The organism is Micromonospora sp. LZ37 (genome assembly GCF_059359015.1).
Genome location: NZ_JCADBL010000002.1, coordinates 471,412 through 483,869, shown reverse-complemented (window position 1 = coordinate 483,869; position 12,458 = coordinate 471,412). Strand labels below are relative to the sequence as shown.

The following is a 12,458-nucleotide window of genomic DNA, read 5'->3' as shown; positions in this document are numbered from 1 at the left end:
GCTGGGCTCGGCCCGGCCATCGCGGTGGTCAGCTTGCTGCTGCGACGGTGGGCAGGGCCGGTCCCGGCGAGGCGGTCCCCGCCGAGAACGGCCCCGACCCGCGCGTTGTCGGTGCGCGATCCGCCTACAGGTACGGCCGCGTGATGATCTCGATGGCGTGCCCCGCCGGGTCGAAGAAGTAGAACCCGCGCCCGCCGTGCTCGGTGTTGGTCTCCCCGGGGCGCTTCATCTGCGGGTCGGCCCAGTAGGTGATGCCTCGTTCCTCGACACGCGCCAGGCACCGCGCGAACAGCTCATCGTCGACGAGGAACGCGTAGTGCTGCATCTGGATGTCCACCGGCGGCTCGGCGAACTGGAGCAGCACACCTTCGTCGAGCAGGACGTTGGCGAACGGCCCCCACGATGGTGCCTCCGGCAGATCGAACAGCTCCCGGTAGAACGCGGCCGACGCGCTCTTGTCCTTCGTGGCGATGATCGTGTGGTTGAACGTGACTGCCATACGTACCGTCTTTCGGTAGGTCCGGAGACCCGACCGGAAGCCCGTGGCGTCCACCAACCGCACCGATGACAAAGCCCCGAAGGCGCCGACGCCCCGGACTCCGCGCGAGACACACGTACGTCGTGTTGATCTCGGCGTGGCGGCTGAAGTAGCCACAACCTCCGGGGGGTAGGCCCATCTGGGGCGCGACGAGATGTTAACACGGCAGGTGTTCTCATCGATGGGTGGTCCTGGCGGCTGGCGACGACGCGTCGTCGCGTGTCGCCGCAGCGCACGACGACGTCGACGGTGAACGTCTGCGCGGACCTGGCCGGCAAGGGGTAGACGTTGCCCGGGGTGGTGCGCACGGTGCTGCTGGCCACCGGACAGGGCGTCACGGTGCTGCGGGACCGGGTGAGTTGCCGGGGGAGACGTCTCGATCGTGGCACTCTGGGAGTTCGCTCGCGACGTACGATGCGCGGGTGAGCAGCAGACCCGCCGCGGAGCAGCACCTGCGCGACCTCGCGCGGCTGCGGCGCGTCCGGGACCGGATCGACCGGGAGTACGCGCAGCCGCTGGACGTCGAGGCGCTGGCCCGCGGCGCGAACATGTCGGCCGGGCACCTCAGCCGGGAGTTCCGGCGCGCCTACGGCGAGTCGCCGTACTCCTATCTGATGACGCGGCGCATCGAGCGGGCGATGACGCTGCTGCGGCGGGGCGACCTCAGCGTCACCGAGGTCTGCTTCGCCGTCGGCTGCGCGTCGCTGGGCACCTTCAGCACCCGCTTCACCGAGCTGGTCGGCATGCCGCCCAGCACCTACCGGCGGGAGGCGGCCCGCGCGACGGCGGGGATGCCGGCGTGCCTGGCGAAACAGGTGACCAGACCGGTCAGGAATCGAGAAGCGCCGGCCGTCGGGCCGCACCTAGCCTGACTGGCATGAACCTCACCATTCACACCAGCTTCCTCCCGCACGTCGACCCGGACGCCTCCCTGGCCTTCTACCGCGACGTCCTCGGCTTCGAGGTCCGCAACGACGTCGGACACGGCACGATGCGCTGGATCACCGTCGGCCCCGCCGACCAGCCCGACACGTCCATCCTCCTGGCGCCGCCGGCCGCCGACCCCGGCGTCACGGAGGACGAGCGCCGCATGATCGCCGAGATGATGGCCAAGGGCACCTACGGCTGGATCCTGCTGGCCACCCCCGACCTCGACGGCACCTTCGAGAAGTTGCAGGCCGGCGACGCCGAGGTCGTCCAGGAGCCGATCGAGCAGCCGTACGGCATCCGCGACTGCGCCTTCCGCGACCCCGCCGGCAACCTGATCCGCATCCAGGAACTGCGCTGAGCCGTCCGGCTCAGGACCGGTACGACGGCTCCCTGTTCGAGCCCGCACGACGACGGCGGTGGCAGCCGCCTGGTTGTCACCGTCGCCGGCTCAGTTCGCCACGCCGTCGCGACACCGTGCGTCGACACTCACCTGCGCCGTGTTCGGCGCGGCTGTCCTTCCACGGCGCGGCGAGGCGCTGCTGCCCGTGAATCATTATGCCCCCACCCGGCAGGTCGCCGTGGTTTGCTCGTTTTCGAGGAGAGGTCCCACATGAACTGGAACAAGGCGGTTCGGCAGATCCACCGCTGGCTGTCCCTCGCCTTCGCGCTGACCGTGATCATCTGTTTCGTCGCTTTGAGCGGAGCCCTGCCCGCCTGGGTGTTCTACCTGCCGCTGCTCCCGCTCGCCGTGCTGCTCTTCACCGGCCTGTACATGTTCTTCCAGCCGTACGCCGCCAGGTGGCGCAGCGGGCGACGCACCGCTGTCGAGGCATGACCTGGAGTGCTGCCGGGAACGTCTGTGAGCGGTCGGCACGTTTAATCAAGTTCCTGCGGTAGACGTCCGAGCGGCCAGTAGCTGGCCGACATGCTGCACAACGTCGACGTGCCGGCCGCTCGCGGCTCCAAGTTCCGCTGCGACGACTGACCGCCCTGCCCGCATGACCCACGGCCCGAGCGTTGGTGTCACTCCACTCAGCGCATCACCCGTCAGCGCAGGAAAGTAAAGATCGTCCCCGTGGCATTCACGGGCTGCGGCGTGCCTTCGAACAGGTGAACGCCGACAGAGAATCGCACGTCGTCCGGAGCATGGAACGCCACCTCCGCGAAGCCTGCGTCCCGAAGCCACCCCCGCACCGCTGGCGTCAGGTCCGGTGCCCGTCGCGCCCTGGTCCAGATCACCGTGGCGCCCGCTGCGCACAGCTGGGGCAGGGCAGCGATCGTTCGCTCCACGTCGGCGTCCGAGATGTTGCCGAAGACCCCGACCATGAGCACCAGTTCGGCCGGAACCGCACCGACGTACGAAGAGAGCTGGCCCGCGTCCGCCTGCTTGATGACGAGATTGGAGAGCCCGGCCTGGTCGGCGGCGGCTTGAGCGGCGGCCACGTTGCCCGCGTCGTACTCGAGCAGGGTGCCGTGTAGTGAACGAGCATCAGCCCTTGAGGCGAGAACACCGATCAGGTCGTGGCCCTGCCCGGCGCATGCGCTCACCACAGTCAGCCGCTCGCCCGAACGGTGATCAAGCCACGAGGCGATGTGCTGCTGCACCAGCCGCAGTCGACGCGACAGCGGGGAAGTCTCATCGGCATAGGTTTCGTGCCACGCCTGCCAGTGAGTCTGGGCGGTCATCTGAAACACCTTGCCAGAGCGCAGCGGACATGGGTGTCCCCGTTCGGGGAAACAGACATGACCATCAGCATCGGTGCTCAAGGCGGCCGCGGCGGCATGCAAGGCAGGCAGGCTGGCGTACCAGGTGGCGGGGTCCGTCCAGGTCACGTTGCTGACGCTGGCTCGGGTGTACCGTCCGAAGTGGCGCAGCCGTGAACGCGACCCGAGACTTGACCTGGGGGAGACGGCATGAAGGCCCAGACCGTCGGAGATCGCCTCGCAGCGATCCGTCGGGAGTCGCAGCTGACGCAGGAACAGCTTGCGGAGCGATCCGGCGTCAGCGTCGAGGTGATCCGGAAGCTGGAGCAGGGCAGTCGCGGCGCCGCGCGCCTCGACACCCTGCACGCCCTCGCTCGTGCTCTGCGGGTGCCGACGTCCGCGCTGCTCGGCGACGCGTCGCAGGCCGCCGCCCGTGGGGAGCCGGACCACCAGTCGTTGTCGTTGGCCGAGATCCGCCGGGCGATCACCCCGGTGCGGGGCCTCAGCGGTGCCCCGATGGCCGCGCCACTGGACGAGCCCCCCGGCCTCGACACGTTGCAAGCCAACCTGCACGCCGCCGACGAGGTCTACAACGCCGGTGACTACGCGGTCGCCCTGGCCGCCGTGCCTCCGCTGCTGCTGAAGGCGCGGGCCGCCGTCGAGATGACCGATGACGAACGCCAGACCGAGGCGTACGACGTTCTCGCCCGCACGCTGCATCTGGCCGGCGGTCTGCTCATCCAACTGCGGGCCGAGGATCTGGCGCAGACCGCCCTGTCGGGGGCGCTGGATGCGGCGCAGCGGTCCGGAGACCGAGTGGTCGCGGCCACCGTCATCCGCACCGTGTCCTGGTTGCTGGTGCGCCAGGGCCGCATCGCCGAGGCGGCCGAGTTGTCGGTGGCCACGGCTGACGAGGTGGAACCACGGTTCTCCCGATCGACAGCCGCGGAGCTGTCCGCATGGGGTTGGCTGCTCCTGGGTGCCGCCGCCGCCAAGGCCAGGGACAACCGACCAGACGAAGTGCCGGACCTGATCGCTGCTTCCGCCGCTGCGGCGGTTCGGATCGGTGATCGCGTGCCGGCAGCGGACCACCTGATGCTGGTCGGCGGCTTCGATACGGCGAAGGTGCAGATGCAGCGGGTCGAGTCGGCGGCTGTTGCCGGCGACGCGGGCCGGGTTCTGGAGCTTTCGGAGCAGGTGCCGCCCGTGCCGACGATCAGCAGATCCGCATGGCGGCGACACCGCCTCGACGTCGCGTGGGCGTACGCGGATCTCCGGCGGTACGGGAAGGCGACGGCGGTGCTCACGCAGCTGGGCGACACCGCCCCGACCTGGCTGCGTCAACAGCGGTACGCGAGGGACATCGTGGATCGGATCGCGGCGGGTCGCCGCCGGGCCATGACCGACGAGCTGGCGCGACTGGCCGACCTCATGGGCTGCCCACGCTGACTGGTACGTCCCGTCCGACCAGTTCCACCCCAAGTGCGCCGCTAGTACCTTCTGCACCTGGGTGCTCACCTTCCGTCACGGCAACGTTTCGTCGTGGCGATCTACCGCAGCCGGAACGGCAGCGGTCGCCGACATCGGATGCGGCGGCGACCGCCTTCCCAGCCTTCGTCGCCGTCGCCTGGTTGACGGAGGTGCGGATGAACGACCAGCGACACGATGCCCTGAGTCGTGGCGAGCAGGTCGAGGCGGCCGAGCGGGAGGCCGCCAGACGACGGCTCCTCGCCCAGGCCGAGGAGGACCGCATACCGGCGGAGGACACCACCCGGGCCAGACCGGACCGGCGGTGGCGGCGTGACCAGCAGTGACGAGCCGATCGGCCGGCGGGTGGCCCGCTGGCGGGTGCGCCGCCGGCTGACCCAGCAGATGCTCGCCGACCGGCTCGGCAAGTCGAAGAGCTGGATGGACGAGGTGGAGCGGGGTGTTCGTTCGCTCGACCGGTACTCGGTGATCCAGGAGATCGCCGAGGTGCTGCGGGTCGACCCGGCGGTCGTGCTCGGCGAGCGCAGTCGAAGCGTGGAGACCGGCCCGCTGGACCGGGTGGACGGGATCCGTGCCGCCCTCGCCCGCTACGACGCCAGCCGGACGGTGTCGGCGGAAGACCTCCGGCGGCACGTCGGGCATGCCTGGCTGACCTACCAGCACGCGCACTACGCGCAGGTGCTGCGGCTGCTGCCGGAGCTGCTCGACGCCGCCCGCGGCCGGCGCGTGGACCAGCCGGAACTGCTGCTCCAGGCGTACCGGATCACCTCGTCGGTGCTGGTCAAGCTCGGCGAGGCCGACCTCGGTTGGCTGGCCGCCGACCGCGCGGTGGTCGTTGCCGGCGACGATCCGGTGCTGGCGGGGACGGCGGCCGTGTCGGTCGGGCAGTCGCTGCGCGCGCTGGGTCGGGACCGGCTGGCACTGGCCGCGGCGGTCGCCGCCGCCCAGCGCACCCCGCAAGGAGCGGTGCGCGGGACCTTGCTGCTCCAGGCCGCGCTGGCCGCCGCCGGCTGCGGTGACATCGGTGGCGCCGAGGCGTTGATCGACGAGGCCGCCGGGATCGCCGCTCGGGTCGGGGCCGGGCACGACCCGCACCGGATCTGCTTCGGCGCGGTCGCCGTCGAGCTGGCCGGGGTGGTGGCGGTCGGGCTGGGCGACGCCGGGGAGGCGGTCCACCGGCACGAGCGGGCGGTGCGGCGGCCGGGGTGGCGGCGACTGCCGGCGGAGTACCGGGCGGCGTACCTGGTGGACATCGCGCGGGCGTACCTGCAGGCGGGTGACCTGCGCGCGGCCGGACGGACGCTGGTCGACGCGGACGGCGTGGCGCCGGCGGAGGTCCGCTGGCGGCCGGTGGCGCGTACCGTCCTCGCGGAGGTCGCCCGGGGACGGCCGGCGCCGGCCGGCGTGGCCCGCCTGGCGACGCTGGTCGGCCTGACCCGTTGACCGGGCCCGGCTGTCGGGGGTAACAGTCCGGGGGCGGCGGCACGCGGCCGCCGCCCCCGGACCGGGCAGTGGGTCAGGCGATCCGGTAGGCCCGCTGGATCGTCTGCGTCACCGTGTTGCCGGCGGTGTCGGTGGCCGTCAGGCGCAGCGACACGAAGCCGGGCTGCCGCGGATGGGTGATGCGGGCGACGCCCCGGGCGACCGGCAACGTCACCCACGTCCGGCCGTCGTCGAAGGACGCGGAGACGCCGAGCGTGCGGTTCGGCGCGGCCGGCGAGCCCGCGTGCCGGTCCAGCGCCACCGGGATGGTCATCGTCCGGCCGGCCCGGGCCGTGTTGGTGTCGTCGAGTGCGGGCGTCGGCCGGGCCGTCGTCAGGGGCAGCCGCTGCGGCGCCGACGTGTGCGCCGAGGTGAAGGTCCAGGCCACCGAGACCGACGTCGACAGGGTGTCCGGCGCGCCGCGGGTGGCGGTCGCCTCCAGGGTGTAGGTGGCCTTGCCGGCGGGCACCTGGAACTCGGCGTACGGGCCGTCGGCGGTGGCGATCTCCTCACCGTCGCGCGACAACCGCAGACGGACCGGCACGTCGTAGCGGCTGGCGGGGCGGCCGGCCGCATCGCCGAACAGGGGCGGCTCGACGACGATGAAGTCGCCGTCGCGGCCCGCGTACCCCAGCGACGCCAGGGGCGGGGCCCCGCCCATGGTGGGCCCGAAGGGCGCCGCGTTCCAGGTCTGGGTGTACGTCCGGCCCGGCTGGAAGGTGGACTCCTGCGTAGTGAGGTTCTCGCCCTCCAGGAAGGTGGACGTCCAGACGAGTCCACCGTCGGTGTTGTAGTACTCGGTGGCGTGGAACGGCAGGTCGAACGACGAGTTCGAACCGATCGGGCCGCCGGCGGGGGACGCCGCCCGGTGGAAGCGGACCGCGGTCGTGGCGGTCGACTGGCTCCGGTAGGTCGCCTTGACGGTGGCGAGGTTCTCCGGTGAGAGCTTCCTGGTCAGCCCCGTGAACATGTCGCCCTGGCGCACGTACGCGAGGTCGTAGGTGTAGGGGCTGTTGCGGAAGGTCCGGTCGGGGCCGGGGCGGGCGAGCCCGATACCCAGCATCGAGGTGAACTCGGGGGCCGCGACGGCGGGCCCGATCCGGCCGAAGAAGACGTCCGCGAACGACGCCCCGCTGAGCCCCACCCCGGGGTAGCGGATGCCGTCGTCCCAGTTCGCGGTCACGTTGATCGCCAGCGGTGCGGCGTCCGGCTGGGGCACGGTCAGCGCGACCGGCCGGGCCGTACGGGCGTCCAGCGCCTGGGTGAGCGGGCCGCGTACGTCCAGCACCGGCTGCGCGAGCAGGGTGGAGGCGGTGCCCTCGTGGATGGTGCTGTACAGCGCGTAACGGCCCTTGGGCAGCCGCATCGTGCCGCCGCCCGGCTGCCCGGCCAGCTTGGTGAACTCGCCGGTGCTCAGGTCCGCCGCCGTGGTCTCGTACTCGGTGGCCGGTGCGCCGTCGCGTCCGGTGTGGTCGAGCCGGACGTCGTAGCTCTCGATTTCCCGGTTGAGCGCGAACGGCGTCCGGACCCGCAGGTCCCCGGCGCCGGTGGCGGTCAGCGCGCCGTGGTAGACGCCGTCGGGGGCCTCCACCCGGGTGTCCACGGTGATCGTCGCCTCGGCGTGGCCGCCGGCCGGCACCACCAGTGTGGTCGGGCTGACGGTGATCATGCCGGCCGGGGTGGGGCCGACGGCCAGCGACAGGGTGACCGGCGTGGCGCCGGTGTTGCGGTAGCCGACGACCCGCGTGATCGGGGTGTCGTCGGCGTGCGGCCAGCGCTGCACCGGGAAGTCGATGACGGCGGTGTCGGAGACGACCGGCTGGGCGACCGCGCGGCCGATGTCCAGCCGGCCCGCGCCCTGCTCGTAGCGGCTGGCGTCGCCGGCCGGCTCGGCCGAGTTCATCAGGGCGGCCTTGAGCTGCCGGCCGGACCAGTCCGGGTGCTGCCCGGCGAGGATCGCGGCCGAGCCCGCCACGTGCGGGGTCGCCATCGACGTGCCGGACAGGGTGGCGTAGCCGCCGCCGGGGGCGGCCGCCTCGATGTCGACGCCCGGCGCGCTGATCTCCGGCTTGATGTGGTTGTCGCCGACGCGGGGACCCCGGCTGGAGAAGTACGCCCGCTGGTCGTCGGCGTCGACCGCGGCGACGGCGAGGGCGTCGTCCGCGGAGGCCGGCGAGGAGACCGACTTCGGCTTGCCCTCGTTGCCGGCGGCGGCCACGAAGAGCGTGCCGTAGCGGTGACTGAGGTCCTGGACGGCGGTCTCCAGCGGGTCCAGACCCGGCAGGTCGACGCCGCCCACGCTCAGGTTGACCACCCGGGCCTGCGCCGCGGCCCACTCCATCCCGGTGATGATGTCCGAGTCCAGGCAGTCGTAGGTGGCGCAGACCTTGCCGACGACCAGCTTCGCGCCCGGCGCCACGCCGCGGTTCCGTCCGCCGGAGGCGGCGCCGCTGCCCATGATGGTCGACGCCACGTGGGTGCCGTGGCCGACGTCGTCCCCGGGGTTGTTGCCGCCGGTGAAGTCCCGGACCTCGGTCAGGTGCCCGGCGAAGTCGGGATGGCCGGCGTCGATCCCGGTGTCCAGCACGCCGACCGTGACGCCGGTGCCGTCGAACCCGGCCTGCCAGGCCGCCGGGGCGCCGATGTGCGGCACGCTGTGCTCCAGGGCGACCCGGCGCTTGCCGTCCAGCCACACCCGGGTGATCCCGGCGGCGAGCGTGCGCTGCGACGGCGTACCCCGGGTCAGGGACGACCAGAGCGCGGCCCGGTCGTCCCGGCCCGCCCGCACGGCCAGCGCGTCGGCGGCGGGCAGGTCGGCCCGCACCCGGGCGGCGTCGTCGGCGGCGGACCGCGCCTGCGCCGGCTTGTCCTTCGGGTACGCGACGAGCAGCGGCAGCTCCGCCGTCCGGTCGTCGTAGCCGAACTCGCCGAGCGTGGTGAGGTCGAACAGCCGCCGGTCGAGTCGCCCGTCGCGCAGCAGCGGCATCGCGTCGACCGGGACCACGTACCGGTGGCCCCCCTCCTGGCTGGTCACGAACCGCATGCCGGCCCGTCCCGGTCCCCGCTGGATGTCCAGGTGACCGCCGGCGTCGAGCGACACCCGGTCCCCGGTGACCAACGTGAAGGTGCCGCGCGGTCCGGTGACCGCCCTCGCCTCCGGCCGCTCCTGCGCGTCCGCCGGGGGAGCGGTCAGGCCGGCCACCGTCAGCGCGGTCGTGAGCACACCGGCTGTCAGGGCGCGTCGTTGCCGTCGTCGCACATCGTCCTCTCCGCCACGGGCCTTTCCCGGGACGGCACGATGACGCCTGGACCGGTCGGCCGGTTGATCATTTGATGTGTGACGGTGCTCACATTTGCGCCCGCGCGGCTGTGTTCGGGGGTCCCCGCCGGGTTGCATGCGGCGGTGATCACGGGACGAGGCGTCGGGGGACAGCGGTCAGATGCGTGACGCCGAAGAGTTCGACGCGTTCTACGCGGCCTGCGCGGGCCGGATCGTGGGTCACGTCTACGCGCTGACCGGCAACCGCAGCGAGGCCGAGGACGCGGTCGCCGAGGCCTTCACCCGGGCCTGGCAGCGCTGGCGGACGGTGCGGGAGGCGGACAGCCCGGAGGCGTGGGTCCGCCGGGTCGCCTCCCGCGCGGCGGTGAGCAGTTGGCGCAAGACCTTCAACCGGGTCCGGGCCCACCGCCGGGCCGCCGCCGTCGACCAGAGCGTGCCCGGACTCAACGAGGATCACGTCGCCCTGTTGCAGGCGCTGCAACGACTCAGTGCCAACCAGCGCCGTGCCGTCGTGCTGCACCACCTGAACGATCTCAGCGTCGCCGAGGTCGCGGCCGAGATGCAGGTGCCCGTCGGGACCGTCAAGTCGTACCTCGCCCGGGGCCGCCGAGCGATGGCCGGGATGCTCACCGAGGCACATCAGGAAAGGGCCTCTCATGGTTGATCCGCACGACGACCTCGCGGCGATCGCCGACCGGGTCCAGCGAGTCACGACGCTGCCCGCGGCGCAGACGTTGCGCCGCCGCGGCGACCAGCGTCGGCGCCGTCGGGCGGCCGGCTACGGCGCCGCGCTGTCCGTGCTGCTCCTGGCCGCCGCCAGCACGCTGCTGCCGGGGCGGGACCAGGCCGCGCCGCCGGACCGGGGGGTCGACCCGGCCGGTCCGGTCCCGTCGCCGGTCGTCGCCTCCCCGACCGCCTCGGCGGGACCGGAAGAGATCCTCGGCGGCCGGCGGCAGGTGCTGATCGTGGTGCCCGGCATGGGCGGGGCGGCGCTGGCGATCGGCCCGGACGACGACCGGGTGCGGGCCACCACCGAGCGGGGCATCGACGACCGGGCGCTGTGGGTGCTGCGCCCCGAGGGGGACCGGTTCCGCATCGTGCTGGCCAGGCCGGACGGCACCGGAGAAGCCTGCATGACCGTCGTGCACGACGCCGCGCCGGGCAGCGTGCGCGGCCGGGCCTGTGACCCGGCCGCGCAGACGCAGCTCTTCACGATCGAGCGGGTCCCTGACGGGAGCTGGTCGATCTTCCACGGCAGGCGCTACGTCCAGGTCGTAGACGGCACCAACGCCCTCGTCCCCGACCTGCCCGAGGCGCTGACCACCACGTACGAGTTCCAGGACCGGGGCCCCGTCGGGGCCTAGCCGACCCGCTTCCGGCCGCGTCGGGCCAGCCGTACGCCGAAGCCCACCACGGCGATGACGAGCAGGCCACCCAGCAGCTGGAGGCCCGGCGAGTCGTCGGCCTCCCCGTACACGACGGCGGCGACGCCGAGCGCGACGACGAGGACGGCGACCAGGGCGAGCAGGTACTTCATCGGGTTTCTCCTTCTTCGTCGACCCATTCGAGGAGGTCGCCGGGCTGGCAGTCGAGCACCCGGCACATGGCTTCCAAGGTGCTGAAGCGCACTGCCTTGGCGCGGCCGTTCTTCAGCACCGCGACGTTGGCCGGGGTGAGGCCCACCCGTTCGGCGAACTCGCCCACGCTCATCTTGCGTTTGGCCAGCTGCACGTCGATGCGCACGACGATGGGCATCAGATCACCGCTTCCATGTCGGTGCGCAGCGTGGTGGCCTGGCGCAGCAGCGCGCGCATGACCACCATCAGCAGCCCCAGCACGGTGACGCCGATCGTCATGAGGAACAGCAGCAGCGGCAGTCCGGGGTCGTTCGCGTTGAACCCGACGTAGAGGAAGACCCCCACGAGCACCACCCAGGCCGCGGCGATGGCCCACACGATCGCGTCCACCCAGGCCAGGGCGGCCGGGGTGAAGATGCGGTCGTTCTTGACCAGGGTGAGCAACTTCCAGGTCGCCACGATCACCACCTGGACGCAGAGCACCCAGAACACCGTCACGGCGGTGGCCGGCCAGCGCAGGTACGCCATGTCCGGCGACTCCTGGGCCATGTGGGCGAACTGGCCGGGCAACGACATGGTCTGGAACAGGACGAGCACCCCGAACAACAGCACGAGGAAGATCCTGAGGGCGGTTACCGCCCGGTGAGCCGTAAGCATGCATCGACTATCACTCGTTACCTATCGAAAGTCAATAGGCGGCGAGCGGGTTGCCCCTCCGGGTGACGCGCGTCTCGGCTGAACCGGCCCGCCTGCCGCGCCGTTCGCTGCGTGTCGGGGTCTGCGTCGGTGGTTGCGGAGGCGCGGGCACCGGGACGGTGCCGGCTGAGTCGGGGATCTCGACCGAGCACTCCGTAGCCAATTGGGGTCAGCCTGCGGCTTGACGGGCGAGGCGGTTGGCGTCGATGCATTCGACCGCCGTCGCTCGAAGGAGGTCACCAGCGATGGTGCGACGAGCGCGACGACCGCTGTGCCGGACGGTCCGAGACCCGTCCGGCATGCGTCGCTGGCCTGACTGACGGCAGTTGGCGAGCGGTAGCGGCCGCACGCAACCGGGTGGTCAGCCGATTGCGGGGCGGCACCGCCGGCGGCGCGCCAGTGAGGGAACGGCGCCGACCACCACCGCTGAGTAGGCGGCATTCGAACCTGGTGACCCGGACCTGATCGGGTGCGGCGGCGAATCGGCGCCCCGGTGATCGCCGCGGCGGTGGGGCCGGCAGCCGCAGGAAAGCTTGTCGCAGGTGATGCCACAGGTGGCCCGTACCTGCCGGCGATGGGCGGCGTGACGCGTCTGGTCGACGACGGCGGCCTGCTGCGGGTCGGCTGCGGCGGTAGCGAGCAGCCGGGCGGACGCCGTCGCGACCCCCAGAGGGTGAGTGCTGTTCGCCTCGGCGTTCGCCGGACCAGTATCGTCGCCGGCCCAGGCCGACGGCGTGGTCGGAGATCCCGGCGGTGGTGAGAC

At 72.3% G+C, this 12,458-nt stretch carries 14 protein-coding genes and 1 pseudogene; 9 read left to right on the top strand and 6 right to left on the bottom strand.

What is annotated here, in order from left to right; all coding sequences use genetic code 11:
* Window positions 1-124: 124 nt before the first annotated feature.
* The gene (locus AC5L3Z_RS06355; RefSeq protein ID WP_494840249.1) at window positions 125-499 is read right to left on the bottom strand and encodes a VOC family protein; all 375 of its coding nucleotides are present in this window, start codon (window positions 497-499) and stop codon (window positions 125-127) included.
* 461 nt (window positions 500-960) lie between these two features.
* Between AC5L3Z_RS06355 and AC5L3Z_RS06350 the strand changes: the two genes are divergently transcribed.
* The 3 genes from AC5L3Z_RS06350 to AC5L3Z_RS06340 all read left to right on the top strand — a co-directional run bounded on the left by AC5L3Z_RS06350 (window position 961) and on the right by AC5L3Z_RS06340 (window position 2,303).
* Window positions 961-1,410: a helix-turn-helix transcriptional regulator gene (locus AC5L3Z_RS06350; protein ID WP_494840247.1), complete on the top strand. Its 450-nt coding sequence runs from the start codon at window positions 961-963 to the stop codon at window positions 1,408-1,410.
* A 5-nt stretch (window positions 1,411-1,415) separates the two neighbouring features.
* Window positions 1,416-1,826: a VOC family protein gene (locus tag AC5L3Z_RS06345; protein ID WP_494840245.1), complete on the top strand. Its 411-nt coding sequence runs from the start codon at window positions 1,416-1,418 to the stop codon at window positions 1,824-1,826.
* A gap of 252 nt (window positions 1,827-2,078) precedes the next feature.
* Complete coding sequence (locus tag AC5L3Z_RS06340) at window positions 2,079-2,303, top strand: hypothetical protein (RefSeq protein WP_494840243.1); 225 nt, start codon at window positions 2,079-2,081, stop codon at window positions 2,301-2,303.
* Between the two features lie 212 nt (window positions 2,304-2,515).
* Here AC5L3Z_RS06340 and AC5L3Z_RS06335 read toward each other — a convergent pair whose 3' ends face one another.
* Window positions 2,516-3,301 carry an SAM-dependent methyltransferase gene (locus AC5L3Z_RS06335; protein ID WP_494840241.1) on the bottom strand — a complete coding sequence of 262 codons (786 nt, stop codon included), beginning with the start codon at window positions 3,299-3,301 and terminating at the stop codon, window positions 2,516-2,518.
* Between the two features lie 81 nt (window positions 3,302-3,382).
* Here AC5L3Z_RS06335 and AC5L3Z_RS06330 point away from each other — a divergent pair.
* The 4 genes and pseudogenes from AC5L3Z_RS06330 to AC5L3Z_RS06315 form a co-directional block, all read left to right on the top strand.
* Window positions 3,383-3,511, top strand: a pseudogene (locus AC5L3Z_RS06330) (helix-turn-helix domain-containing protein); the annotation flags it as partial.
* A 177-nt stretch (window positions 3,512-3,688) separates the two neighbouring features.
* Entirely contained in the window at window positions 3,689-4,621 is a 933-nt protein-coding gene (locus tag AC5L3Z_RS06325) for a hypothetical protein (RefSeq protein ID WP_494840633.1), read from the top strand.
* Between the two features lie 197 nt (window positions 4,622-4,818).
* On the top strand, window positions 4,819-4,986 hold the full coding sequence (locus AC5L3Z_RS06320; RefSeq protein ID WP_494840239.1) for a hypothetical protein: 168 nt from the start codon (window positions 4,819-4,821) through the stop codon (window positions 4,984-4,986).
* On the top strand, window positions 4,973-6,103 hold the full coding sequence (locus AC5L3Z_RS06315) for a helix-turn-helix domain-containing protein (RefSeq protein WP_494840237.1): 1,131 nt from the start codon (window positions 4,973-4,975) through the stop codon (window positions 6,101-6,103). Before AC5L3Z_RS06320 ends, AC5L3Z_RS06315 begins: the two co-directional genes overlap by 14 nt.
* A gap of 73 nt (window positions 6,104-6,176) precedes the next feature.
* On the opposite strand, the gene AC5L3Z_RS06310 is transcribed toward AC5L3Z_RS06315, so the two are convergent.
* On the bottom strand, window positions 6,177-9,365 hold the full coding sequence (locus tag AC5L3Z_RS06310; protein ID WP_494840235.1) for a S8 family peptidase: 3,189 nt from the start codon (window positions 9,363-9,365) through the stop codon (window positions 6,177-6,179).
* Window positions 9,366-9,582: 217 nt separating this feature from the next.
* Here AC5L3Z_RS06310 and AC5L3Z_RS06305 point away from each other — a divergent pair, with 217 nt between their 5' ends.
* Both AC5L3Z_RS06305 and AC5L3Z_RS06300 read left to right on the top strand, forming a co-directional pair.
* Window positions 9,583-10,086 carry a SigE family RNA polymerase sigma factor gene (locus AC5L3Z_RS06305; RefSeq protein ID WP_494840233.1) on the top strand — a complete coding sequence of 168 codons (504 nt, stop codon included), beginning with the start codon at window positions 9,583-9,585 and terminating at the stop codon, window positions 10,084-10,086.
* Window positions 10,079-10,786, top strand: coding sequence for a hypothetical protein (locus AC5L3Z_RS06300; RefSeq protein WP_494840231.1), 708 nt, complete (start codon window positions 10,079-10,081; stop codon window positions 10,784-10,786). Before AC5L3Z_RS06305 ends, AC5L3Z_RS06300 begins: the two co-directional genes overlap by 8 nt.
* Here AC5L3Z_RS06300 and AC5L3Z_RS06295 read toward each other — a convergent pair.
* From AC5L3Z_RS06295 to AC5L3Z_RS06285, 3 genes are read right to left on the bottom strand one after another with little or no spacing between them, the layout of a single operon-like run.
* Window positions 10,783-10,959, bottom strand: a complete 177-nt coding sequence (locus tag AC5L3Z_RS06295; RefSeq protein ID WP_494840229.1) for a hypothetical protein — start codon at window positions 10,957-10,959, stop codon at window positions 10,783-10,785. The genes AC5L3Z_RS06300 and AC5L3Z_RS06295 overlap by 4 nt on opposite strands.
* Window positions 10,956-11,177 (bottom strand): helix-turn-helix domain-containing protein, encoded by a 222-nt coding sequence (locus AC5L3Z_RS06290; RefSeq protein WP_334526018.1) that lies wholly within the window; start codon window positions 11,175-11,177, stop codon window positions 10,956-10,958. The genes AC5L3Z_RS06295 and AC5L3Z_RS06290 overlap by 4 nt, the downstream gene beginning before the upstream one ends.
* Window positions 11,177-11,611: a DUF2975 domain-containing protein gene (locus tag AC5L3Z_RS06285; protein ID WP_494840227.1), complete on the bottom strand. Its 435-nt coding sequence runs from the start codon at window positions 11,609-11,611 to the stop codon at window positions 11,177-11,179. The genes AC5L3Z_RS06290 and AC5L3Z_RS06285 overlap by 1 nt, the downstream gene beginning before the upstream one ends.
* Window positions 11,612-12,458 lie beyond the last annotated feature (847 nt).